The 24576-nt window shown below is 59.3% G+C and carries 25 protein-coding genes; 15 read left to right on the top strand and 10 right to left on the bottom strand.

All coding sequences use genetic code 11. The annotated features are described in order from the left end of the window. Positions 1–2: 2 nt before the first annotated feature. The 3 genes from KUF73_RS02425 to KUF73_RS02415 all read left to right on the top strand — a co-directional run bounded on the left by KUF73_RS02425 (position 3) and on the right by KUF73_RS02415 (position 3638). Entirely contained in the window at positions 3–1160 is a 1158-nt protein-coding gene (locus KUF73_RS02425) for an acyl-CoA dehydrogenase family protein (RefSeq protein WP_218436439.1), read from the top strand. 72 nt (positions 1161–1232) lie between these two features. Then, on the top strand, positions 1233–2009 hold the full coding sequence (locus KUF73_RS02420) for an SDR family NAD(P)-dependent oxidoreductase (RefSeq protein WP_218436438.1): 777 nt from the start codon (positions 1233–1235) through the stop codon (positions 2007–2009). A 42-nt stretch (positions 2010–2051) separates the two neighbouring features. Next, entirely contained in the window at positions 2052–3638 is a 1587-nt protein-coding gene (locus tag KUF73_RS02415; protein WP_218436437.1) for a class I adenylate-forming enzyme family protein, read from the top strand. 173 nt (positions 3639–3811) lie between these two features. Here KUF73_RS02415 and KUF73_RS02410 read toward each other — a convergent pair whose 3' ends face one another. From KUF73_RS02410 to KUF73_RS02400, 3 genes are all read right to left on the bottom strand, one after another. Then, a complete protein-coding gene (locus tag KUF73_RS02410; protein ID WP_218436436.1) occupies positions 3812–4486 on the bottom strand; it encodes a DUF3313 domain-containing protein in 675 nt (224 codons plus the stop codon). A gap of 129 nt (positions 4487–4615) precedes the next feature. Continuing rightward, positions 4616–5431, bottom strand: a complete 816-nt coding sequence (locus KUF73_RS02405; protein WP_218436435.1) for a hypothetical protein — start codon at positions 5429–5431, stop codon at positions 4616–4618. Positions 5432–5447: 16 nt separating this feature from the next. After that, positions 5448–6266 carry a DUF2092 domain-containing protein gene (locus KUF73_RS02400; protein WP_218436434.1) on the bottom strand — a complete coding sequence of 273 codons (819 nt, stop codon included), beginning with the start codon at positions 6264–6266 and terminating at the stop codon, positions 5448–5450. Positions 6267–6561: 295 nt separating this feature from the next. Between KUF73_RS02400 and KUF73_RS02395 the strand changes: the two genes are divergently transcribed. The 3 genes from KUF73_RS02395 to KUF73_RS02385 all read left to right on the top strand — a co-directional run bounded on the left by KUF73_RS02395 (position 6562) and on the right by KUF73_RS02385 (position 10244). Beyond that, entirely contained in the window at positions 6562–8175 is a 1614-nt protein-coding gene (locus KUF73_RS02395; protein ID WP_218436433.1) for an arylsulfatase, read from the top strand. 77 nt (positions 8176–8252) lie between these two features. Beyond that, entirely contained in the window at positions 8253–9521 is a 1269-nt protein-coding gene (locus tag KUF73_RS02390) for an OmpP1/FadL family transporter (protein ID WP_218436432.1), read from the top strand. Between the two features lie 48 nt (positions 9522–9569). Beyond that, positions 9570–10244: a DUF3313 domain-containing protein gene (locus KUF73_RS02385; protein WP_218436431.1), complete on the top strand. Its 675-nt coding sequence runs from the start codon at positions 9570–9572 to the stop codon at positions 10242–10244. A gap of 93 nt (positions 10245–10337) precedes the next feature. Here the strand turns inward: KUF73_RS02385 and ligD are convergent, their stop codons facing one another. After that, positions 10338–12953, bottom strand: a complete 2616-nt coding sequence (gene ligD, locus KUF73_RS02380; RefSeq protein WP_218436430.1) for a DNA ligase D — start codon at positions 12951–12953, stop codon at positions 10338–10340. A 184-nt stretch (positions 12954–13137) separates the two neighbouring features. Here ligD and KUF73_RS02375 point away from each other — a divergent pair, with 184 nt between their 5' ends. Then, positions 13138–13584, top strand: a complete 447-nt coding sequence (locus tag KUF73_RS02375) for a cupin domain-containing protein (protein ID WP_218436429.1) — start codon at positions 13138–13140, stop codon at positions 13582–13584. A 93-nt stretch (positions 13585–13677) separates the two neighbouring features. Here KUF73_RS02375 and KUF73_RS02370 read toward each other — a convergent pair whose 3' ends face one another. Continuing rightward, on the bottom strand, positions 13678–14421 hold the full coding sequence (locus KUF73_RS02370) for a tellurite resistance TerB family protein (RefSeq protein WP_218436428.1): 744 nt from the start codon (positions 14419–14421) through the stop codon (positions 13678–13680). Positions 14422–14686: 265 nt separating this feature from the next. On the opposite strand from KUF73_RS02370, the gene pcsA reads away from it, so the two are divergent. Both pcsA and KUF73_RS31270 read left to right on the top strand, forming a co-directional pair. Further along, a complete protein-coding gene (gene pcsA, locus KUF73_RS02365; RefSeq protein WP_218436427.1) occupies positions 14687–15409 on the top strand; it encodes a phosphatidylcholine synthase in 723 nt (240 codons plus the stop codon). Positions 15410–15413: 4 nt separating this feature from the next. Further along, positions 15414–15548 (top strand): hypothetical protein, encoded by a 135-nt coding sequence (locus KUF73_RS31270; RefSeq protein ID WP_256345310.1) that lies wholly within the window; start codon positions 15414–15416, stop codon positions 15546–15548. A 104-nt stretch (positions 15549–15652) separates the two neighbouring features. Here KUF73_RS31270 and KUF73_RS02355 read toward each other — a convergent pair whose 3' ends face one another. Both KUF73_RS02355 and KUF73_RS02350 read right to left on the bottom strand, forming a co-directional pair. Then, a complete protein-coding gene (locus tag KUF73_RS02355; RefSeq protein WP_218436426.1) occupies positions 15653–16468 on the bottom strand; it encodes a class I SAM-dependent methyltransferase in 816 nt (271 codons plus the stop codon). A gap of 37 nt (positions 16469–16505) precedes the next feature. Next, positions 16506–16775 (bottom strand): DUF4242 domain-containing protein, encoded by a 270-nt coding sequence (locus tag KUF73_RS02350; RefSeq protein WP_218436425.1) that lies wholly within the window; start codon positions 16773–16775, stop codon positions 16506–16508. 187 nt (positions 16776–16962) lie between these two features. On the opposite strand from KUF73_RS02350, the gene KUF73_RS02345 reads away from it, so the two are divergent. Next, positions 16963–17919, top strand: a complete 957-nt coding sequence (locus KUF73_RS02345; RefSeq protein ID WP_218436424.1) for an AraC family transcriptional regulator — start codon at positions 16963–16965, stop codon at positions 17917–17919. Positions 17920–18008: 89 nt separating this feature from the next. Here the strand turns inward: KUF73_RS02345 and KUF73_RS02340 are convergent, their stop codons facing one another. The 3 genes from KUF73_RS02340 to KUF73_RS02330 form a co-directional block, all read right to left on the bottom strand. Further along, positions 18009–19223, bottom strand: a complete 1215-nt coding sequence (locus KUF73_RS02340) for a cytochrome c biogenesis protein DipZ (RefSeq protein WP_218436423.1) — start codon at positions 19221–19223, stop codon at positions 18009–18011. Positions 19224–19375: 152 nt separating this feature from the next. Then, on the bottom strand, positions 19376–19588 hold the full coding sequence (locus KUF73_RS02335) for a hypothetical protein (RefSeq protein ID WP_218436422.1): 213 nt from the start codon (positions 19586–19588) through the stop codon (positions 19376–19378). Positions 19589–19637: 49 nt separating this feature from the next. Next, positions 19638–19901: a DUF2790 domain-containing protein gene (locus tag KUF73_RS02330; RefSeq protein ID WP_218436421.1), complete on the bottom strand. Its 264-nt coding sequence runs from the start codon at positions 19899–19901 to the stop codon at positions 19638–19640. A gap of 305 nt (positions 19902–20206) precedes the next feature. Between KUF73_RS02330 and KUF73_RS02325 the strand changes: the two genes are divergently transcribed. The 5 genes from KUF73_RS02325 to KUF73_RS02305 all read left to right on the top strand — a co-directional run bounded on the left by KUF73_RS02325 (position 20207) and on the right by KUF73_RS02305 (position 24536). Then, positions 20207–20947, top strand: a complete 741-nt coding sequence (locus tag KUF73_RS02325) for a response regulator (protein WP_218436420.1) — start codon at positions 20207–20209, stop codon at positions 20945–20947. Continuing rightward, on the top strand, positions 20944–22266 hold the full coding sequence (locus tag KUF73_RS02320; RefSeq protein ID WP_218436419.1) for an ATP-binding protein: 1323 nt from the start codon (positions 20944–20946) through the stop codon (positions 22264–22266). The genes KUF73_RS02325 and KUF73_RS02320 overlap by 4 nt, the downstream gene beginning before the upstream one ends. A gap of 110 nt (positions 22267–22376) precedes the next feature. Next, complete coding sequence (locus KUF73_RS02315) at positions 22377–23009, top strand: CDP-alcohol phosphatidyltransferase family protein (protein ID WP_218436418.1); 633 nt, start codon at positions 22377–22379, stop codon at positions 23007–23009. Next, entirely contained in the window at positions 22996–23595 is a 600-nt protein-coding gene (locus KUF73_RS02310) for a 1-acyl-sn-glycerol-3-phosphate acyltransferase (protein ID WP_218436417.1), read from the top strand. The genes KUF73_RS02315 and KUF73_RS02310 overlap by 14 nt, the downstream gene beginning before the upstream one ends. Beyond that, the gene (locus KUF73_RS02305) at positions 23592–24536 is read left to right on the top strand and encodes a phosphatidate cytidylyltransferase (protein WP_218436416.1); all 945 of its coding nucleotides are present in this window, start codon (positions 23592–23594) and stop codon (positions 24534–24536) included. The genes KUF73_RS02310 and KUF73_RS02305 overlap by 4 nt, the downstream gene beginning before the upstream one ends. Positions 24537–24576 lie beyond the last annotated feature (40 nt).

Genomic DNA, 24576 nt, shown 5'->3' with positions numbered 1-24576 from the left:
CCATGGGACACGTCATGCGCACCCCGGAACAACTCGAAGCTGTCGAAAGTTTCCGCCGCTTCCTGGCCGACAAGATCGACCCGATCTTCAACAAGGAATACCGCGACAAATTCATTCCCAAAGAGAAAATGGCCGAGGTGATGCGCCAGCTCTCCGAGTTCGGCATGGTCTCGGGCGCGGTCAGCGAAGCCAATGGTGGTTTGGGCCTGGACTGGCCGACCATGACCATGTTGTTCGAAGAAGTTGCCGCGTGCTCGGTCGACCTGTCGACCCCGGTGGTGATCAACTCCTTCGGCGCCCAGATGCTGGAAAAACTTGCCCCAGACCATCTGCGCGAACGTTACCTGCCGGGCCTGATCAGCGGCGACTCGTTCGTCAGCGTCGGCATATCGGAACCTGACGTCGGCTCCAACGTGCTGGAAATCAAAACCCGCGCCCGCCGTGACGGTGACGATTACATCATCACTGGCGAGAAAACCTGGATCAGCAACGGCTCGTACTCGGACTTCCTGATCTGCACTTGCCGCACCGGCGAAGACCCGCGCAAAGGCCTGACGCACTTCCTGCTCGACCGTAAAGAACATCCATACGAAGTGCAGAACATCCACAAGATGGCCTGGAACAGCCAGTCCACCGCGCAGATCTTCCTGAACGACGTGCGGGTGCCAGCCAGCAACATCATCGGCGGCGAAGGCCAGGCGCTGAAAAACACCCTGTCGTTCTTCGAGCGTTCGCGGGTGTTTGTCGCCGCACAAGGCTTGGGCATCGGCCGGCGCGCACTGGAAGAAGCCGTGCGTTACGCCAAGGAGCGCAAGCAGCACGGCAAAGTGATTGCCGGTCACCAGTTGATCTCGGCGATGCTTGCGGAAATGGCCACCAATGTCGACGCAGCGCGCCTGTTGACCTACCGCGCCGCCGAGATGATCGGCGCTGGCATTCCGGCTGAAATGGAAGCGGCAATGGCCAAGTATTTCGCCTGCGAAGCAGCAGTGACCATCGCCCGTCAAGCCGTGCAGATTCACGGCGGTGCCGGTGTGACCACCGACTTCCTGGTCGAGAAGCTCGCCCGTGAAGCCATCATCGTGCCGATTCCGGAGGGCACCACCCAGATCCAGCAACTGATCATTGGACGCGCCCTGACCGGGGTCAACGCGTTCTGATCAGCCGTCAGTTCGACACCTAACAATAACAACCCGGCCTGCATTGGGCCGGGACCGAACAAGGACACTTTCATGCGTATTCAAGACAAAGTTGTGGTCATCACCGGCGGCGCCTCAGGCCTGGGCCTGGCCACCGCTCATTATCTGGTGGAAGAAAAAGCCGCCCGCGTGGCGATTTTCGACCTGAACATCGAAGCCGGGGAAAAAGCCGTGGCCGAAATCGGCGCCGACCGCGCAATGTTCGTGCAGACCGATGTCAGCGATGAAGCCTCGGTGCAGAACGCCGTCAATGCAGTCATTGCCAACTTCGGCGCGATCCATGTGTGCATCAACGGTGCCGCCGTGCCGACCGGTTTCAAAGTGCTGGGCAAGGAAGGCAAGGCTGCGCCGCTGGCACGTTTCGCCCAGGCCACTGCGATCAACCTCAATGGCGTGTTCAACGTCATGTCCAAGTGCGCCGAGCACATGGCCAACAATGAGGCCGAAGCCGGCGAAGAACGCGGCGTGGTGATCAACGTGTCGTCCGGCGCGGCCTATGAAGGTCAGGTCGGCCAGTGCGCGTATGCGGCAACCAAGGCTGGGGTAATCGGCATGAACATGCCCGCCGCCCGCGAGTTGGGCGCCATCGGCGTGCGGGTCAACGCCATCGCACCGGGCCTGTTCCTGACCACCATGGTCGCGGGTCTGGATGAGAAGGTTTTGAACTCCCTCAAGGAGCAAATGGAAGCGCCCAAGCGCCTTGGTGACATGCGCGAGTTCGCCCATTGCTGCGCGTTCCTGATCGAGAACGCCTACATCAACGGCGAAACCATCCGCCTCGACGCCGCATCGCGCATGCGTGCCCGGTAAGCGCCGCGTTCATTTGAGCCAGTCATACAAGGCCGTCACAGCATGAAAATGAATTTCAGCCGAATCATGGGTCTGCTTGCGCTGCGTCATCGCGATCAGGAAGCCATCGTCAACGTCGAGCGCAATCGACGTTTCACCTATCAGCAATATCACCTGCTGACCAACCGCATCGCCGATGTCCTGCGCAACACCTTGCAGGTGCGTGCGGGCGAACGCTTCATGCTGATCCTGGAAAACGACAACCTCAGCCTGATGATGTTTCCGAGCACCTTCAAGCAGGAAGGCACGGTGGTCATGACCAACCTGCGCGACCCGCTCGACGAACATGCGCGGCAGATCGACCTGGTGAAACCACGAGTGGTGTTTCTCGAAACCCGCTTGCTGGACAGCTACTACGGCATGCTGCGCAGCCGCGATTGCCAGATCGTGGTGATGGACCCGCCGACGCCCGACCAAGCCGGCCTCCCCGGCGTGCACAGCTTCTGGCCGTTGGTAGAGGCCTCGTCGGATCTCGACAATGACGTGACCCTCGATACCGACCAGCACATCTGCATGCTGCGCTTTACCGGTGGCACCACCGGCAAAGGCAAGTGTGCGATGTACTCCATCGACAACTGGATGGCCTGCCGCGATGCGGCGTTCATCAATACCGATCTGGGGTTGTCCGGTACGACGCGGTTGCTGCACGTGTCGCCCTTGTCCCACGGCACGCTGATGCTGTTCTTCCCTACGGTTTATGGCGGTGGCACCAACATCACCCTGAACCAGCTGGACATGGAATGCTGGCGGCAGATCGTCGAGAGCGAACGGGTCACCCATTCGTTCCTGGTGCCGACCGTGTTGTATCGCTTGCTGGAATTGCAGCGCGCCGATCCGAAGGACTTCTCTTCGTTGACCACGTTGATCTACGGTGCCGCACCGATGAGCCCGGACAAACTCGGCGAATTGGTGGCGTGCTTCGGGCAGATTTTTGTTCAGGGTTACGCCGCCACCGAGTCGCCGATGATCATTGCGTCGCTGGACAAGGCTGCACACCAACCTGGCGATGTTGCGGCGTTGCAGCATTTGTCTTCGGCTGGCCGCCCGACGCCGGGTGTCGAAGTGTTTATCGCCGACCCCGATGGTCACCCATTGCCGGTTGGCGAGACGGGTGAAATCCGCATTCGCTGCAAGGCGATCATCAAGGGTTACTACGAAAACCCGGAAGCGACAGCAGCGGAATTCGACGATGGTGCCTGGAAATCCGGCGACCTGGGTTACCTCGACGGCGACGGCTACCTGTACATCGTCGACCGACTCAAGGACATGATCATCAGCGGCGGTTTCAACGTATACGCGGTGGAAGTCGAGGCCGCACTGGCGGCGCATCCGTCGGTGCTGATGGCCGCCGTGGTGGGCATTCCGCACGCGGAATGGGGCGAAGCAGTGCACGCCGAAGTGATCCTGCGCCAAGGCGAAACGGTGACATCCGAAGAGCTGATAGCCCAGACCCGCTCCCGACTGGGTGGCTACAAGGCACCGAAATCGCTGGTGTTTGTCGAGGAGCTGCCGACCTCCGTCGTTGGCAAGGTATTGCGCCGGCAAGTGCGGGAAAAGTACTGGCAGAACTCGTTGCGCAAGATCAGCTGAAACGCCCAGACTGACACTTCACGAATGTAGGAGCTGCCGCAGGCTGCGATCTTTTGATTTGGATTCTTAAGATCAAAAGATCGCAGCCTGCGGCAGCTCCTACAGGGATATCAGGGATATCAGGGATATCAGGGATATCAGGGATATCAGGGATATCAGGGATATCAGCGTGTTTACATCAACTGCGCGCGCATATCGCTGGCCATGCCGTTGATTGCCGACTCGAAATCAGCGGCCGTGACCGGTTGGCTGGCGTTTTTTAATGTATCGCCAAAAACCTTGCGCACCACCCTGAGCAGCGGCAAGCCGTTCGCCGCATCGATAAACTCGGCCTCGATAAACAACTCGGTATTCTGATCACGATGCCCGGTCGCGGCCTCGGTCGCCCCGACCACTGCCGCCACCGGCACGATTTCATACCAGCGCATACCTTCGTTGGTGGCTGATACGCCGGTAATCGCTGCGCGCAAAATCAGCGTCTTTTTACCGGGTCGCACTTCCTGCATTGAGGGTACGACGCGGTATTTTTCATCGAGAACGCTTTTCACGCTGGCGTTGGTGTAAGCCTGCAAGTCTTGCAACGTCTGCCTGTTTACCCGCTCGTCAGGTTGCGGCGCGGGGTAGAACTGCAAACCGCTGAACACCACTGTTGAATAGGTGTCCGGTGCGAAACCTGGCGCGACCCAGCGCAACACCTGCTTGCCACTCGGCGAGCTCAGTTCCTGCAAGCCTGCATAGCTGGGCAGAAAACCGGAGTACTGCTGCTCGTCTGTCACCTTGGAGGTACAGCCAGCGAGTAGCAGGCCACTGATCAGGGCGCAGACCAGCCATTGACAATGCGTGTTCATTGATCCGATCTCCTCAAAGCGGACAAAATGTAGGAGCTGCCGAAGGCTGCGATCTTTTGATCTTGATCCTGAAAAACAAGATCAAAAGATCGCAGCCTTCGGCAGCTCCTACATTGGGATTTGTGTGAGTCAGGGCATCGGCACGACGGTGTAGAAAACACCGTTGGCACCGTAGGCAGGTCGCACCCATGAATTGCCGCATTGATAGAACGTACCGCCTGACACGGTCCTCAACCCACACCCGGAAGGAAGGCTGACAAAGGTCGCGCCCATGGGCATGGTCGGCGGTGCGGAGGCCACCATGCCGGCGTTATAGCCTGCGCCGTAAGCGTTGTTGTTGGCATTCTGGTCGGCCGCTGTGGCGACGGCGGCACCGGCCACTACCCCGGCGGCTGCAGCGGCGGCAGGATTCACGCCTTCGTTGTAGCCACAGTTGTAGCAACCACTGCTGGCGTATACGGCGGTCGGTGGATGGTAGTAACTGGTGCCGTAGGTCGCTGGATGGTAGGCCGTCGTGCCATACCCGTCGGCATGATAGCCGCTGGCCGTGGCGCCATTTTCGCCCTGGGCATGCCATGCGCCTTCGCCACCGGACGCCGTGCCACCTTCGGCACCGGTGCCATGCCAGGAACCGTCACCGCCCGAGGCCGTACCGCCGTTTTCGTCCTTGCCGCTCCAGCTGCCGCCACCACCGGACGCGGAACCGCCGCGATAGCCCGAGCTATTCCAGCTGCCATCGCCGCCCGAGGCCGATCCGCCTCGATTGCTTTCGCCACTCCAACTGCCACCGCCACCCGAAGCCGAGCCATATTCACCGGAGTGACTCCAAGAGCCACCGCCACCGGAAGAGCGCCCAAAACTGGATGCGTGGGACCAGGCCAACGCCTGCTCGCCGGTCAGCAGCGCGACGATCAACCCGGCAAATTTCAAGGTGGTTCTGTTCATGGTTCAGCCTCCTCGCTCAGGGTTTGGCAACCGGCGCTTTAACCCCATTCGGGGCGCGCAGGTCAGGCGGTGGAGCAAACTGAATCCGGTGAGCATCCTCAATGTGCTCTGGCTTGAAGAAGTCTGCGGACAAGGCCGATTCGAGCTTCCAGTCACTGAACGCGACCTGATGCCGGGACTGGTTTGGATCATCACGAAACACGGCCCGCAGCATGCGCGGCAGTTTGTCTTGAGTGCCAACCCAGGCTTGTACGAACACCACGTCGTTGGCGTAAGCGATCACATCGGTGGTGGTATCGCCGACCACGGTCGACTGGCCGATGTAAAACGCCAGGCGCATATCCCTGATCAGATCCTTGTAGGGATCGGCGACGATCACATCGGTGAAGGGAAAATAGATCGCTGCGCGCTGGTACGCAGCTTCAAGAGTGGCATCAATGGTGGGTGGCGCCTCGGCTTGCGCCAGCAGCTTTTCCTTCGGTTCAAAGGCGTACGCCTGTTTGCCGTCATAGTAGAACTCGGTCGCCGGACCATCGCCCGAGGTCAGCACGCGCAAGCGATCTGGCCGCTGCACATTGACCAGTGCCACAGTGTTGTAGGCCAAGGGTGGCCCCAGTCGGCTGGGTTTTTCGTAGGTGGTAATGGCTTTGAAGCTCATGCCCTGGGTGCCTGCCAGCCTGGCGCTCATGCTTTTCAGAATCTCCAGCGCCTTGGGCTCCAGCTGACTCGCGGGTGCCTCACCGGCAGCCGGTTGGGCCGCGTGCAACGGAATGGCAACCAGGCCCAAGACCAAACCGAGAGAGAACAATCGAACACGCTGTAGAAGGTGCGACATCACTTGTTCTCCGCAGAGATCAGGTCAGGTTTTAAAGCGTAGCAACGGAAGTGCTGGCGCAACGGATTAATTTGCCGTGCTTGCCAAAGGTTCGGGGGCGGATCCGGGCTTTATGACCACCAGCATTTCAATGGCTGCCCCAACTGTAACGCCCATGAAACAACAGACATATGACCGGCAATATTTTTCTGGATATTTCACGATTCAAACCTACTCTCTTGCGGGGGAACCAGATTTTCATTGGGCGGTCGGGGGGCTCGTCTCAGTACTAAATACCAGTACGCAGGAGCTCAACATGAACCGGAAAAAGTTATCTTCAGTGTTTGCTGTCCCTTTATTGTTCTCGGCAATGGCGCTTTCGGGCATGACCCATGCCGCGGATGCGCCACCCAACATCGTGGTGATCATGGGCGACGATATCGGCTGGTCCAATATCGGTGTCTATAACCAGGGCATGATGGCCGGCAGAACGCCCCACCTTGATCAACTTGCCAATGAAGGCATGCGCTTTACCGACTACTACGCCGAGGCCAGTTGCACGGCCGGACGCGCCAACTTCATTACCGGTGAACTGCCGATCCGTACGGGCATGACCACCGTGGGCCAGGCCGGTTCTCCGATAGGTATTCCTGCTGAAGCCGTAACCATTGCTACCACGCTCAAAGCCATGGGTTATGCCACCGGCCAGTTCGGCAAGAACCATTTGGGCGACCTCAACGAATTCCTGCCTACCGTGCACGGCTTCGACGAATTCTTCGGTTACCTCTATCACCTCGACGCCATGGAAGACCCGGCGCACCCCAACTATCCGCAGGATCTGCTAGAGAAATTCGGCCCCCGCAACATGGTTCACAGCTGGGCAACCAATACCGATGACAGCACAGTGATGCCGCGCTGGGGCAAGATCGGCAAACAGAAAATCGAAGACGCGGGCACGCTCTACCCAGAGCGCATGAAAACCGTCGACGACGAGATTCGGGACAAGGCTTTCAGCTTTATCGACAAAGCCAAAACCGACAACAAGCCCTTCTTCCTGTGGCTGAACCCGACCCGCATGCATATCGTTACCCACCTTTCCGACAAATACGAAAAAATGCGTAATTCAGAAAACGGCTGGTCGGAACAGGAAGCCGGCATGGCGCAACTTGACGACATCGTTGGCGATGTCATGGCCAAGCTGAAAAAAGACGGCATGGATGGCAATACCATCGTGGTCTTCACCACCGACAATGGCGCAGAAAACTTCACCTGGCCGGATGGCGGCACCACACCGTTTGCCATGGGTAAAGGCACGGTGATGGAGGGTGGTTTCCGGGTTCCGGCGATTATTCGCTGGCCTGGCAAAGTACCGGCGAATCAGGTGGCCAATGGCATCATGTCCGGCATGGACTGGTTCCCGACCTTCGTCGCGGCGGCAGGCAACCCGAACATCACGACTGAACTGCTCAAAGGCAAGCAACTGGGTGATACCACCTACAAGGTTCACCTGGATGGCTACGATCAGACGCCTATGATTACCGGCAAAGGACCGTCGAATCGGCATGAGATCTTCTACTTCGGTGAGAGCACACTCGGCGCAATCCGCATCGATGACTTCAAATATCGCTTTATTGACCAGCCAGGCGGCTGGCTTGGGCCTAAAGTGCAGCCGGACATGCCGGTCCTGACCAACTTGCGGCTCGATCCGTTCGAACGCATGGGCTGGTCTGAAAATCTGACGGCGAATGGCTCACTGGAATATTTCGAATGGTTCAAGTTTCAATTCTGGCGTTTCGTGTTTGTGCAGGACCAGGTAGGGAAGCTGGCAATGACCGCCGTTGAATACCCGCCAATGCAAAAAGGCGCGAGCTTCAACCTCGAAGCAGTCAAGGCCAAGATCGAAGCAGCCCGTGCGGCCATGGGCAAATAAGCAGTCAAGTTCACGGGTGGTCGACGCTGGCCACCCGTGCTCCTGACGGACGTTTATTGACGCAGTAGGGAATACATATGCAGATAAAAACCTCCGCCCTGCCCGCCTTTACCGTGTTTGCGTTGTGCTGCCAGCAAGCGCACGCCGGCGGCATCATGCTCTACGAAATTGGTACCGATAATGCGGGACTGGCCAACGCCGGTGCCGCCGCCCGAGCCCAAGGTCCTTCCACCATCGCCAGCAACCCGGCGGGTATGAGTTACCTGCCGGGCACGCAGATTACCGCTGGCTTGCAAGTGCTCTACGGCGACCTCTCCTTCGATCGCGATTCCGGCACCAATGTCCCCGGCAGCGGCAGTGGCAATGCCCTTGACCCGATACCCGGCGGCAGCTTTTTCATCACCCACCAACTCGATGACCACTGGAGCGTCGGCTTCGGCCAGTACGGCGATTTCGGTCTGGCGGTCAATTATGACAACGACTGGTCCGGGCGCTACTTCGCGCAAAACTCCAGCCTGCTCGGTTTGTCGATGGTGCCCAGCGTGGCTTACCGCTTCAACGATCAATGGTCGGTCGGCATCGGCGTGAAAGCCATGTATGGCATGCTCAAAGCCCAGACGGCTATCGACCGCTCGCCTTTTGGCCTCACCGACCGCAGCGACGGTCAGTTCAAATACAAGGACAACGATTGGGGATTTGGCGCCAACGTGGGGGTGATCTACGCCCCGCAACCCGGTACTCGAATCGGCCTGACCTACACCAGCAAGGTTGACCTGGACTTTGAGGACAAGCTGGACGTCAAGGGCGACGGACCGTTGCTGCGACGCCTGGACAACTCCAACATCCAACTCGACACGACAGTGCCGCAAACCGTCACCCTGAGCCTGTTCCAGCAACTTGACCCGCAATGGGCATTGCTGGCTTCGGTGAACTGGCAGGACTGGTCAGAGTTCGGTCAGATCTCGGCGCAAATCGACACTTCGGCGGGCAATGCCCAATCAACCACCATCGACGCCGACTTCAAGGACACCTGGCACCTGTCCCTCGGCGGCCAATACCAGGTCACCAAGCAATGGCTGTGGAACTTCGGTGTGGCCTATGACAGCAGCGCCGTTTCGGACAGTAATCGTTCCGTGACTGTGCCAATGGCCGAATCCTGGCGCATTGCGACAGGAGCCACCTATGCTCTGAACAAGGACACCGACGTCAACGTCAGTTGGGCCTTGGTCTATTTGGGCGACATGCCAGTGGACCAGACCAAATCCACGTCAGGCAATCGAATTTCCGGTCAATTCGACAGTGCCTGGATTCAAGCCGTGACCGGAAACATGACTTGGCGATTCTGATGCCCTGCCAGTGAAAAAGACGACTTTATCCAAGGAGCACACAGCACTATGAACCTGACCCGAAAAATGCTCGTCGGCGCCGCACTGACCGGGCTTCTGCTCGGTGGTTGCACCTCGAAAGTCACCGAGAAGGAGCAGTACTCCGGCTACCTGTCCAACTACAACAACCTGCAAGAAGTCGAAACCCCTAGCGGGGGAACGGCCATGCGTTGGGTGAGCCCGTCTTGGAACCCGAATGCGTATAACACGGTGGCGTTCAACCGGCTCGAACTGTATCCGGCGCCCAAGCCCAATGAGCGGGTTAACCAGCAGACGCTCAACGATATTCAGAACTACATGACCAGCAAGGCCAAAGCGACACTGGGTCAGAAGTACCAGGTGGTCTCCAGCCCGAGCGCCGCACCGGCCGGTTCGAAAACCTTGGTCATGCGTGCGGCCATCACCGGCGTGAGTGCGTCCAACGAAGGCATGAAGTGGTACGAAGTGGTGCCTATCGCGGCGGTCGTCGGTGCTACCCAGGCGGCCACCGGCCACCGGGATCAGGACACTGAGTTGTACATCGAAGCCGAATTCATCGACGCGAAAAACAACCAGACCGTGGCCAAAGTCGTGCGCAAGGTGTTCGGCACGCAGCTGTCCAACGAAAGCCAGAAAATCACCGCCAAGGATTTCAAGGCGGCGATCGATAAACTGGGTTCCGACTTCCAGGCCTTCATCAAATAACACGCCTCCCCCTGTAGGAGCTGCCGCAGGCTGCGATCTTTTGATCCTGAAAAACAAGATCAAAAGATCGCAGCCTGCGGCAGCGCCTACATGTCACGGTTTTTTCATGCCGATCCGCCGGCGCATCTCGGCGGTAATGGTTTGCCTGGTTTTCTTCAGGTCCGCCCAGGGCTCATCACCCACCTCGGCCAGGCGTTCGTGCACGTTGTGCACGTTCCACTGATTACCACCCTTGAGTTCTTCAATCTCCTCACGAAAGACCGGCACCGACACCGGCAGCCCTTCCCGGGTGCGCACGGCGTAGGCGCAGATGGTGGTCGCACCCAGTCCATTGCGCAGATAGTCGATGAAGATCCGCCCGACCCGGTTCTTCGGCCCCGATACCGCGGTAAACCGCTCTGGCAGCAACTTCGCCATGTGGCTGACAATCGCGTGACTGAAATCCTTGACCTCATCCCAGCCGAGCTTGCGGGTCAACGGCACCACCAGGTGAATGCCCTTGCCACCGCTGGTTTTGAGGAACGCCTTGAGCCCCAGCTCGTCCAGCACCGAGAGCGTCAACTGAGTGGCCTCGACCATGCGTTTCCATGGCAATGCCGGATCAGGGTCGAGGTCGAGAACGAAGCGGTCCGGTTTGTCGAGATTGTCCGAGGTGGCGTTCCAGGTGTGCAGCTCGACGGTGCTCATCTGCACTGCGCCGATCAAGGCTTCGGCGCTGTTGATGACCATCATTGGCTGGCCGGTGAGTTGCTGGTCCAGCGTGGTGATGCCGGGGATGGCCAGCCGTTCGGCGTTCTTCTGGAAAAACAGCTCGCCAGCAATGCCGTCCGGCGCCCGCACCAGCGCCACGGGCCGGTCCTTGAGCTGCGGCAAAATCCACTCGGCAACGCTGGCGTAATACTCCGCCAGTTGTACTTTGGTGGTGCCACTGGTGGCGTCGATGACCCGATCCGGGTGAGTGATGCGCACCTTGCCTTGGTCCAGGCCGATTTGGGATGGCGCGGGTTCAGCTTTCTTTTGAGCGGCGGTTTTCCTGGGCGATGCCGAGGACTTGGCAACGGCTGGTTTTTTCGCAGGGGACGTTTTCACGGCAGTCGGACGCTCCTCGGTAATGTCTTTAGCAGGTTTGTCGTCACGCAGGCCATGGAACACCGCGTGCCGCACCGAACCATCCTTGGTCATTTCAGCAAAGGCCACTTCCGCCAGCAGGTTGGGTTTTAGCCAATGCACCGTCTTGAACTCGGCACCGCCGGGTGGATTGACCACCGCCGGTTTTTTCGTCTGCAAGGGCTTGAGTTGTTCGTGGATGCTGCCCAAAGTCGCTTCCGTAAAGCCGGTGCCGACCTTGCCCGCGTAGCGCAACTCACCGCTGTCACGGTCATGCAGCCCCAGCAGCAACGCGCCAAAAGCACTGCGCGAACCTTTGGGATCGGTGTAGCCGACGATGACGAATTCCTGCCGATGCTTGCACTTGAGCTTGATCCAGTCGCTGCTGCGCCGGGACACGTAAGGCGAACCCAGGCGTTTGCCAATCAAGCCTTCCATGCGCATCTGACAGGCGCTGTTGAGCAAGGCTTCGGGGTCTTCGCCGAATGCGTCAGAAAAGCGCAACAGTGGGTCTTTACCGGTTTTGAGCACGGTTGCCAGCGCCGCTCTGCGTTCTTCGACAGGCACGTCGCGCAGGTCGACGCCGTTGAGATAAGGAAGATCGAACAGATAGTAAAGAATGTTGCCGCTGCGACCGGCATCGAAGGCATTTTGCAGCGCCTGGAAGTCCGGCACGCCCTGCTCGTCCGCCACCACCATTTCACCGTCGAGCCAGGCCGACTCAAGCCCCAGACCGGCCAATGCCTTGGCCTGACCGGGCAACTTGTGGGTCCAGTCGTGGCCGTTGCGGGTGAACAGTTTGACGTCGTCATGGTCGATGCGCGCCATGATCCGATAGCCATCGAACTTGACCTCATAACTCCACGGACCCTGCGGGGCTTTTTCCACCAGGGTCGCCAGTTCCGGCTTGATCTGATCCGGCAGTTTGGCTTTGTGCGCACCGCTCAGCTGCGCAGACTTCTCCTTGCGCGCCGGGGTGGCGGTTTTTTTTATCGCTTTGGGCTTGGCGGGTTTACCGGCCTTGCTCGCCTTCTCCACGATTGTGCGATCGCTGAGCACACTGTCCGGCTCAGCCTTGACCACGTCGTAATCGTCTTCGGGTCGCGCCGCGCCGTCCTGATGCTTGATCAGAAACCATTGCTCCTGCTTGCCTGGCATGTGCGTGCGCACCAGGTTCCATAGACCGCCAAGTTTCTCGCCTTGCAGCTCAAACTTGAGCCGGCCCTTGGCGTAGGCCGTGGCCGGATCGTCCTGGGGAATCCACACGCCACGGTCCCAGACAATTACGTCTCCGGCACCGTAATGCCCTTCGGGGATGCTGCCTTCGAAGGTGGCGTAGTCAATCGGGTGGTCTTCGACGTGCACCGCCAGGCGCTTGACCTTGGGGTCCAGCGACGGGCCCTTGGGCACCGCCCAGCTTTTCAGCGCGCCATCGAGTTCCAGGCGGAAATCGTAATGCAGGCGCGAGGCGTCATGCTTCTGGATACAGAATTGCAGGGCATGATCCTTGGCGTTCTTTCTGCGCGAACTTTTGACGGCTGCCGGCTCCGACGTCGCCGAAAAATCGCGCATGCGGTTGTAGTCTTCCAGGTTCTTGTTCATGGCTCACCTGCCGGTCGCTGCAAGGCGCTGAATCAGCCCTTCCTTCCCTCAGCAGAGCCAGCCGTCTGGAAAAAAATTCCATCGGCATTGAATTTGCCCGGACAGACGGACGGCCCGGCGGCACCCGGTTCAAGCCCAAATGCATATACTCAACCGGTGCTGTCTTACCCATTGGAGAGCAATCATGCGCACGGTGCACGTCATCGATGCCGGCAACATCCCCCGACCGGTCAACGTCGTTGGCGAGGCGATCACCATTCTCGCTGGCGGGGACCTGACCAAGCCCTTTGAGATGCACATCCAGGAAGGCGTGCAAGGTGGCGGACCGCCGCCGCACTTTCACCCGTGGGACGAAGCGTTCTTCGTCATTGACGGCCAGGTCGAAGTGACCGTGGAAGGCCAGGCCACCACCGTCTCGACCGGTGGTTATGTGCATATTCCCGGCGGTTCGATCCATACCTACAAAAACATCAGCGCCACGGCGAAAATCATCGGTGTGGTCTCCGATCCCCGTGGTGGGCAGTTCTTTGCGGCGATGGACCAGTTCAAGGTGCCCGAGGACCTGCCGCGGATTTTTGAAGTGGCTGAGCGTTATGGCGTGACGTTTCTGGTTCCGGAATCACCAAAATAACTGTAGGAGCTGCTGCAGGCTGCGATCTTTTGATCTTTGTTTTTTTAAGATCAAAAGATCGCAGCCTGCGGCAGCTCCTACATTGGGATTTGCTCAGGCTGTGCCGCCCTTGGCCTGCTGTTCCAGATGCACCTGCAAGTCCGGATCAATGTTCAACGCTGCTGCCAGTTCATCCAAATAACTGCGCTCGGCATCCCCTTGATCGTTCACCAGCATCACGCTGGCCAGGTACATCTCCGCCGCCATGGCGGGGTCGGTGGCCGACTGCGCCACTTCGCCCGCGTCCAGCGGTTTGGCGACTTCGCCGTCGAGCCATTGCTGAAGCTGCGGGTCGTCAGTGTGCCGGCCGATTTCGGTGCTGATCATTTGTTTTTCAGCGTCATCGATTCGCCCGTCAGCCTTGGCCGCCGCTATCAATGCACGGAGAATCGCGTGGCTATGCGCCTCAACTTCCGGGCCAGCCAACATATCCACGGTTTGCAGCGCCTGTTGCGGTGCCTGTTGTGGTGCCGCAGCCTGGCTGCGTTGCCAGGCCTGATACGCCTGGAACGCCATCATCCCCAGCGAAGCGAGCGCGGCATAATTGGTGCCGCCCCCGGAACGCGATGGCGCAGAACCGCCCATCGGCGAACCGCCGCCGAGCAGGCCACCGAGCAAACCGCCCAGCCCGCCCATTCCGCCCGCCCCGGCGCTGGAACCGCTGCCACCACCCAGCAGGCCGCCGAGCAACCCGCCGAGATCGCCGAGCCCACCTTGTGTCGACGCCCCACCGCCGCCCTGTTGCGCCGAGCCTTGGCCGCCCCGCAGTAATTGTTCGAGCAGATCGCTGGTGTTCATGACGACGTCCTCATCGATGGGAGTGATCCAGTCAGACAACAATAGTCCCCGTCGGAAAATGCGCTACCACCGTTGGGCTGACGTATCCGCCAAACTCGAAACTGCGGATTTAACCGGGGTATTTTTTTGTGGCGCAGCTAAGATTCATAGGGTGGTGAACCTTATCCGCGGATACCCGGTCGATACCTGCAACCCGACCGGTTTGCCGCCGCCCCCGAGGCTGAGGGCGATGACTGGCTTGCTTCACTTTCTGGAGAACGCTCCCGTGATTTCGACTCTACACATCGCCAGGCTCAAAGCCTGGGGTGCCCATGGATTCACCGCCACTGGCGTGGTCACCGCCTTCCTCGCCACCCTCGCCCTGCTCGATAACCAACCGACCAATTGCCTGCTGTGGCTGGGCGTCGCGCTGATCGTTGATGGGCTGGACGGTGCGCTGGCTCGCAAGGTCAATGTGCAGTCTGTGTTGCCGAGTTTCGACGGATCGATCCTCGATCTGGTGATCGACTACCTGACCTATGTGTTCATACCGGCGCTGTTCATCTATCGCTACATTCCGCTGCCGGACTACACGCTGCTGCTGACGGTGTCGCTGATGCTGGTGTCGTCGCTGTTCTGCTTCTGCAACGTCAACATGAAGAGCAAGGACAACTACTTCCAAGGCTTCCCTGCCGCGTGGAACGTGGTTGCGTTGTGTCTGTACATCATCGCGCCGTCGCCGTGGATCACCTTTCTCACGGTCATCGGCCTGGCGCTGCTGACCCTGACCCGCATGAAGTTCCTGCATCCGTTCCGTGTGCGGCGTTTCATGCCGATCAACATTGCCGTGACGGCCATCTGGCTGCTGTGCAGCTTGTCGCTAGTGATCAACCACCCGGTGATCAACCCGATGGTCATGGGCCTCTGGTTGCTGATGTCAGCGTATTTCCTGGGGATCTGCTTCTGGCGCACGGCGCTGGAATGGTTCGACGGCTCGCGGCTCAAATAACACCATGCCCATTCATATTGTGCGACTGGGCTCGCCGCGCCTGCCCAACGAAGGCTTGCGCATCGGCACGGTACCCATTGGCTGTTATTCGGTGTTGCGCGACGAGTTGCTGGAAGCACGGGGCGCGAAAATCATCTAAACCCCTGTAGGAGCTGCCGAAGGCCGCGATCTTTTGATCTTGCTCTAAAAAAAGATCAAAAGATCGCGGCCTTCGGCAGCTCCTACAGGGGCAGTGTTATCAGTTCAGCGTCGTGTGATGACCACCTCCAGGTATTCACCCGGCACCACCAGCGACTTCTCCCCCGCCCGGTTCGAACGGTTCAGCAGTTCGGTCATGTCATTTTCCAGGGCCGTGGCGCCGTCCGCCGGCAGCGCCGCGAAAGCCTTGTGGACCGGGCCGTACCAACTGCGGAACGTGTCGATGAAATGCCCGGCATTGCGATAGCGGAAGTTGAAGATCCTTTGGGTCACCTGGACCAGAAAGTCGCGCTCGTCGAAGTGTTTATGCAACCAGACTTCGGTGCCCCACTGCGTCGGCGATTGCGCGCCAGGCGGTGGCGGCAGGTGTTTGCCCAGGGTTTTGAACATCTGGCCGACAAAACCTTCCGGCGTCCAGTTCGCGAGGCCGATCCGGCCTCCCGGCCGACAGACCCGCGCCAGCTCCGAGGCGGCTTTGGTCTGGTCTGGCGCAAACATCACGCCGAAGGTGGAAAGCACGGCGTCGAAGCTGGCGTCCTCAAAGGGCAAGGCTTCGGCGTCAGCCATTTGAAAGACCACGTTGTCCAGGCGCTCCGCCCTGGCCCGGTCTTCCCCGCGTTCGAGCAACGCGGCGACGTAGTCTGTCGAGCGTACATTGCAGCCTCGACGTGCCGCAGCCAGTGTGGCATTACCGTTGCCGGCGGCGACATCGAGCACATGCTCATCGCACAACAAGTCGCAGGCTTCAGCCAGCTGCTCGCCGACGATCTGCAAAGTGGTGCCAATCACGGCGTAGTCGCCACTGGCCCAAGCGGCCATTTGACGGTTTTTCAGGGCAGCAAGATCAATAGGTGTACTCATGAATTCCGCTCCGTTGCGGGTTGGAAGGCCATTGGCCCTATTCCGCTGTGGTGGGATCGATGATGTTCATGACCTCGGAGATGCGATTGGCCGGGAAACCGCTCTGCCTGGCGTGTTCCCTGATCAGCTCTTCGCTCGGCGAGATGTACACGCAATACAGCCTGTCACCGGTGACATAACTTTGAACCCACTGCACCTCTGGCAACTCGCGCAATGTCCTGCAGGACTTTTGCGAAGCAGCTTTCAAATCCCTTTGTGACAGTGTTCCAGCCCCTGGAATCTCGCGTTCTATGACGAACTTCGGCATGGCAACCTCTCATTCTTGTTATGGCTTACAGGGCCGGGATGCCCTGTGTGTTCACTATCGCGCTGGGCAACGGCGGCGTCCTGCCCGATCGTCGGCCAAGCCTGCCCGATCGTCCGGAGGTTTCATGCTTCGCTGCGACAGGCTCACAATCGACGTTTCATCGACAATTCCCGCGCGGGAAAAACCCATGGACGCTCTGTCACAAACCTTGCGCGTCGTCCGCCTGGTCGGCGCGATTTTCATCAATGCCCGGTTCACCGCCCCGTGGTGCTATCAGTCACCGCGAGCAGACACGGCGGCGCCGTACCTGGAGCCGAACGCCGAACGGGTGGTGATCTTTCACTTGATCACCGAGGGCGAGTGTTACGTCGAACTGGGGGATGATCCGCCGCTGCTGCTGACGGCTGGCGATGTCGTGGTTTTCCCGCAAGGTGATGCTCATCGCATGTGCTCTGCACCTGGCGTTCCACCGGCCACCGGCGCGCGTCTGGATGCGGTGTTGGCGCGGCGGCCCCGGCAACTGAGCTATGGGGGTGGCGGCGCGGTCACGCGTTTGGTATGCGGCTATCTGGCGTGTGACAGGCGGTTGGCGGGCATGCTGCTGACGGGGCTGCCTGCAGTGGTTCGGGTCAATGTGCGCGGCTCGAATGCCGGTATCTGGCTGGAGTCTTCAGTGCGTTACGCCTTGGCCGAAGCCCGCTCGCCAAGGCCGGGCGGCGAAGGCGTGCTGGCGAAACTGGCCGAGGTGTTGTTCATCGAGGTGCTGCGTTTGTACATGCACGAGCATGGCAAGGGCCGAACCGGTTGGCTGGCGGGCGTGAATGACCGGATTGTCGGTGCAGCGCTCAACGCATTGCATAACAAACCGTGCCACGCCTGGACCCTGGATGAACTGGCGCGCACCGCCGGCACCTCAAGATCGGTATTGGCCGAACGCTTCCAACAACTGGTGGGGACTTCACCGATGCAATACCTGACGCAATGGCGCATGTTGCTGGCCGCCAACCTGTTGCGCAGCAGTAACAGTTCGTTGATGCGCATTGCCGAAGAGGTGGGTTATCAGACGGACACGGCGTTCAGCCGGGCATTTCGGCGTGAATATGGATCTCCGCCAGCGGCCTGGCGGCGCAGTCAGGCGTCATAACGTCAAAAGATCGCAGCCTGCGGCAGCTCCTACATTGGAATGCTTTTCCTGTAGGAGCTGCCGCAGGCTGCGATCTTTTGACTTTGACCTTACACCGCTGGAGCGGTGGCCTTCGCCTCCTCCAGCAACTGCTGAATCATCTTCTCCTGAGTCTCGTAACTGCCCTCACCAAAGTGGCGGTAACGCACTTGCCCCTTGGCATCGATCAAGTAATGCGCCGGCCAGTACTGGTTGTCGAAGTTGCGCCAGATCGCGTAGTTGTTGTCGATCGCCACCGGGTAGGTGATGCCGTATTCCTTCACCTTGTCCTTGACGTTGTCGATGATGCGCTCGAACCCGTACTCAGGCGTGTGCACGCCGATCACCACCAGGCCGTCCTTTTCGTATTTCTTCGCCCAGTCTTTCACGTAAGGCAGGGTGTGCTTGCAGTTGATGCAGTCGAAAGTCCAGAAGTCCACCAGCACCACTTTGCCTTTGAGCGATTCGTTGGTCAGCGTCGGCGAGTTAAGCCATTGCACTGCACCGGACAGCGACGGCATGTTGCCTTGGGCGTTGTCCATGGACTCGGCCTTGACCTTGCTGACGAAGTAATCGACGACTTTCGGCACGGTTTCCAGCACGCTTTTTTCGACGCTGCTGACCCCTTCGGACGACGTATTGGCCAGCAGCACGTTGTCGGCACCGGTGGAGATCACCGCCGCACCGGCCAACACCGCCACACCGGCACCACGACGCAACCAGCCAGTGACCGGAATCGATGGTTTCAAGCGATTGACCAGGCCGCGACCGGCGAAAATCAAGGTGCCCAGGGACAACGCACTGCCCGCCCCGTAGGCCACCAGCAACAGACTGGTCCCGGCGTTCGCGCCCTGTAACATGGCGCTGGTGAGAATCACCCCGAGGATCGGCCCGGCGCATGGTGCCCAGAGCAGCCCGGTGGCCACGCCAATCATCACCGAACTCAATGGCCCGGACATTTTGCGGCTATTGGGGTCGATGCGATTGCCCAGTGCAACGAACGGACGTGCCAGCCAGTCGCCCACCCGGGCGGAAATCAGCGACAGGGCGAACAGCACCATTACGATCAAGGCCACGTGGCGGCCGGTGTTGCTGGCTTTTATCACCCATTCACTGCTGACAACGGCCAGGCTGGAGATCAGGGCGAAGGTCAGGACCATGCCGCCGAGAGTGAGCATGATCGATGAACGCGAGCGGTTGGCACCGGCGAACAGAAACGGCACGACCGGCAGGATGCAGGGGCTGAGGACGGTCAATATGCCGCCCAGGAAAGCGATGAGTAACATGGGATCACCTTGAATAATGTGGGTGGCACCTCACACACGTCCCCTGTAGGAGCTGCCGCAGGCTGCGATCTTTTGATCCTGATCTGCTGTGGCCTCAAAAAAAGCCAAAAACAGAATCAAAAGATCGCAGCCTGCGGCAGCTCCTACAGGGTTCACGCCGGCTGCTGATCTGGCGCTTGCCCTTGCGGTGTGCGGTTATAACCATCTTCGGCGAGAAACGCGCCAGCGCCCTTCTCTGCCACGGGGGTCAGTTGAAAGCAGGTGCTGCTGCCACAAGCGCTTTGTTCTACAGCGGCATTGGCGTGAGCAGCGGCGCCGGCGGCGGAGAAGGCAATGGCGGTCAAATAACGGGTCACGTTGTTCATGATGTTCTTCCTGTGTTCAGTCGAGAGGGGCAATGGCTGAGCACAGAACTCAGTTGTCCGAGTTGCAGTTGTCAGCAATCTTGCGGTAGTCCAGGACCTGGGTTTTGTTGTGGGAATCCAGGTAGGTCAACTGGGCATCCACAATCCCGCAGGAAGGCAAAGCGTCCTGTTTCAGCGACACCACTTTCTTGATGTCCAACTGAGTGCCGTAGGTGTAGGTTTTAGCGCTGACATCAGCTTCGGCGCGGGCCGACAAGGTGCAGATGTTCAGTGCGGCAAACAGGCAAGCGGCGTAGATGGCTTTAGTGTTCATGGCGTTTTCCTCAAGGTTTCAATAGGTAAATCGTTTGTTGGGTAGAGGCGGTCTGGTTTGCCTCGATGGAACCTATTAAAAGCCTGCGAGGTATCTCGTCTGTGTCGGGAATCGGCGCGTGTAAATCGCTACGTATCAGAGCCGGCCCGGGATACAGAGCGATACAAACCTCCCGGAATATCGCGTTTTTGCGTCTGTGTGTATCCACCGTCCGGCCAGATACACTGCAATACAAAGGGCTGCGGGCGAGCGGGCCAAGGCTCGATAGACTGTGCGACATCCCCCACTGATAGAGGCAAGACCCCATGGAACACGTTGATCACATTCTCATCGTTGACGATGACCGCGAGATCCGGGAACTGGTGGGTAACTACCTGAAGAAGAACGGCCTGCGCACCACGGTCGTGGCGGATGGGCGGCAGATGCGCACTTTTCTGGAGTCCACGCCGGTTGACCTGATCGTGCTCGACATCATGATGCCGGGCGACGATGGCCTGATGCTCTGCCGCGAGCTGCGGTCCGGCAAACACAAGGCTACACCGGTACTGATGCTCACCGCCCGCAACGATGAAACCGACCGCATCATCGGCCTGGAAATGGGTGCCGACGATTACCTGGTCAAGCCATTCGCCGCCCGTGAATTGCTGGCACGAATCAACGCTGTGCTACGGCGCACACGGATGCTGCCGCCGAACCTGGTGGTGACCGAATCCAGCCGCCTGCTGGCTTTCGGGCGGTGGCGCCTGGACACGTCGGCCCGCCACCTGCTCGATGGCGACGGCACCATGATCGCTCTCAGTGGTGCGGAATATCGCTTGTTGCGGGTATTCCTCGATCACCCGCAACGGGTGCTCAACCGCGACCAGTTGCTCAACTTGACCCAGGGCCGCGACGCCGATCTGTTTGATCGTTCCATCGACTTGCTGGTGAGCCGCTTGCGCCAGCGCCTGCTGGACGATGCCCGTGAACCGGCCTACATCAAGACCGTGCGCAGCGAGGGCTATGTGTTCTCCTTGCCAGTCGAAATCGTCGGTGCGCCAGCATGAATCTCTCGATGCGTTGGCCCCGTACCCTGGCTTCGCGGTTGTCGCTGATTTTCTTGATCGGCCTGATCCTCGCCCAGGCACTGTCCTTCGGCGCGCAGTATTACGAGCGCTATGAAAGCGCGAAAGACACGATGCTGGGCAACCTGGAAACCGACGTATCGACCTCCATCGCCATCCTCGACCGCTTGCCGGCCGATGAACGCGCGAGCTGGCTGCAACAACTGCAGCGCAAAAACTACGGGTATCTGTTGAGTGAGGGCGAAAAAGGCGCGCCCATGGACATGGGCATGCCCGATGCGCCGATCGCCATGGCCTCGATCAAGGACGCCATCGGCAAGGAATACCCGATGACCTTCAGCGACATTTCCGGGCCGAACAAGCACTTTCAGGTGCACCTGAAACTGTCGGACGGCAGCCCGCTAACCATCGACGTGCGGCCTGCAATGGTGCCGTTGTCACCCTGGTTGCCCATCGTCTTGCTCGGGCAACTGGCGCTGATGCTCGCCTGCACCTGGCTGGCCGTGCGCATCGCCATCCGCCCACTCACCCGCCTCGCCGAAGCCGTGGACACCCTCGACCCCAACACCCACCCCGTGCTGCTGGACGAAAATGGCCCGACCGAAGTCGCTCATGCGGCCAAGGCCTTCAATGCCATGCAGGCGCGCATCGCGGCGTATCTCAAAGAGCGCATGCAATTGTTGGCGGCCATCTCCCACGACCTGCAAACGCCGATCACCCGGATGAAACTGCGCGCCGAGTTCATGGACGACTGCGTCGAAAAAGACAAACTGTGGAACGACCTCGGCGAGATGGAACACCTGGTACGCGAAGGCGTGGCCTACGCGCGCAGCATCCATGGCTCTACCGAAGAAAGTCGCCGCACCGATCTGGACTCGTTCCTCGACAGCCTGGTGTTCGACTACCAGGACATGGGCAAAGACGTTCAGCTCAACGGCAAAAGCGCGGTTGTCATCGACACCCGTCCCCATGCCTTGCGCCGGGTGCTGGTCAACCTGACGGACAACGCCCTGAAGTTCGCCGGCGCCGCTGAGTTGTCGGTCGAAGCGAAGGCCGATGGCTACCTGTCGGTGAAAGTCATGGACCGTGGCCCGGGCATTGCCGAAGAGGAACTGGCGCAGGTCATGGAACCGTTCTACCGCGTGGAAAATTCGCGCAACCGCAGCACCGGTGGCACCGGCTTGGGTCTGGCAATCGCGCAGCAACTGGCGTTGGCGATCGGGGGATCGTTGACGTTGAGTAATCGCGAGGGTGGTGGGTTGTGTGCGGAGCTTAAATTGCGCGGGAAAGCCGGCCAATAACGTCCAGTCGCTTTCCACTATCGGTCACTGCATTGTGGGAAGCAGCTGACATCAATCCATTGAAATTGCATATACGCTTAGTGAAACCCAAGAGACAGGGACACCAAGCAATGGATGACAACAGAAGGCCGATCAAGGCGCGCTCTTCAGGTTGGGCGAAACGGATCACCGACACGCTGGTAAAAAAAGATGTTTCCCCCAACCAGATCTCCGTCGCCAGCATTGGCTTTGCGCTGGCCGGTGCGCTTGCACTAATTATCGATAACGGCGTCCTCGGCTCGATCTGCTGCGCGGTCGGCATTCAACTGCGCCTGCTGTGCAACCTCCTCGACGGCATGGTTGCCATCGAGGGCGGGAAGAAGTCGGACATCGGCAGCCTCTACAACGAATTCCCCGACCGTATTGCCGACAGCGTGCTGATCGTAGGGCTCGGCTATGCCATCGGGTATGCAGACCTTGGCTGGTTTGCTGCACTAGCCGCCGCACTGACGGCCTATGTGCGGGTGTTTGGCGGCTCTATCGGTCTCAAACAGAGTTTTATGGGCCCGATGGCCAAGCAGCACCGGATGGCATTGATGACCGCCGGGGTGCTGTTGAATGCCGTCGAGGTTGTCGTTTATGCCACCCATTATTTGCTGTTGCTGACGCTGGTCGTCATCGCCATCGGCTCAGCCGCCACCTGTGCGACCCGAACGCTGGCGATCTCCAGGCAACTGAAGGAGGCCGGCCATGTGGATCAGTAACGCGCTGATTGCCGTGCTTCGGCTGGTGATCGGCGTCACGGCCAGATGGGAAAGTCCGCCCGACCTCACCCGCCAACGCATTTATTTCGCCAATCACACCAGTCACATGGACACCCTGGCGATCATCGCGGCCCTGCCCCCGGAAGCCAGGGTCAATGTAAAACCGGTCGCCGCCGCCGATTACTGGGGCAAGAACAGGTTCCTCTCGTATATCTCTCAACAAGGGCTCAATGCGGTTCTGATTGAACGCAATCCCGCACCCGGCACCCATGTGCTGGAGCCAATTTTCGATGTGGTACGGGCCGGCCATTCGATCATCATCTTCCCCGAAGGCACTCGATCCAATCAGGCATTGCCCGGGGAGTTCAAATCGGGGCTTTATCGGCTGGGTGAGTCCTTCCCCGATGTCGACCTGGTGCCCATCTACCTGGAAAACCTGCATCGCTCGATGCCCAAGGGCAAGCACGTGCCCTTGCCGATCATCTGCACGATCCGTATCGGCGACCCGCTGCCAAGGATTGCCGGCGAGGACAAACAGATGTTTCTGGAGCGCGCGCGCGACGCGATTGTGAGGCTGTCGAAATGAGTCTTGAAGTGAAGTTCTTGTGGTTCTTTGCTGCCATCGCCTGCCTGCTGGCGGTGGCTTCGCTGGTCGGCCGGGTGCTGGCCAAAAGGGCCACGACGGAGAGCGCCATCTCGACCATCGAAAATCTCAATCAGCGCGTGAATGCCTGGTGGGGGATGGTCATTATCTTCTTCGTGTCCTGGTTGCTGGGCCCGAATGCGACAGTGGTCCTGTTCGGTTTCATCTCGCTGTTCGCCCTCAGGGAATTCATCACCCTGACACCCACCAAACCGGGTGACCATAACGCGCTGTTTTCGGCTTTTTTCATCCTGATCCCGCTGCAATATTTCCTGATCGGAACCCATTGGTACTCGATGTTCACGCTGCTGATTCCGGTATATGCCTTCCTGCTGCTTCCGGCGATTGCGGTATTGAGCCAGGACACCGAGGCGTTTCTGGAAAGAACGGCAAAGATTCAGTGGGGGGTGATGATCTGCATCTATTGCATCAGCCACGCGCCGGCACTGTTGCTGCTTGATCTTGAAGGGTTCAAGGGCCAGAACGCGCTGCTGCTGTTCTATCTGGTGTTCGTCGTGCAAATGAGCGATGTCTTGCAGTACGTGTTCGGCAAGCTCTTCGGCAGACACAAGGTCGCGCCGTTGGTGAGCCCGTCGAAAACCGTCGAAGGCCTGGTGGGTGGTGGGCTGTCTGCAACGCTGATTGGCGGCTGCATGTTCTGGATGACCCCTTTCAACTTCTGGCAGTCGCTGTTGATGTCGCTGGCGATCGTGGTGATGGGGTTTCTCGGTGGCCTGGTCATGTCGGCGATCAAGCGCAGCTTGAGCGCCAAGGACTGGGGCACCATGATCAAGGGGCACGGCGGCATGCTCGACCGGATGGACTCGATCTGCTTTGCGGCGCCAATCTTCTTTCACCTCACACGGTATTTTTTCTCGGTTTGACCGAAGATCAAAAGATCGCAGCCTTCGGCAGCTCCTACAT

Source organism: Pseudomonas sp. PD9R (assembly GCF_019200975.1).
Taxonomy (GTDB): domain Bacteria; phylum Pseudomonadota; class Gammaproteobacteria; order Pseudomonadales; family Pseudomonadaceae; genus Aquipseudomonas.
This window is presented reverse-complemented; position numbering and strand designations above follow the sequence as displayed.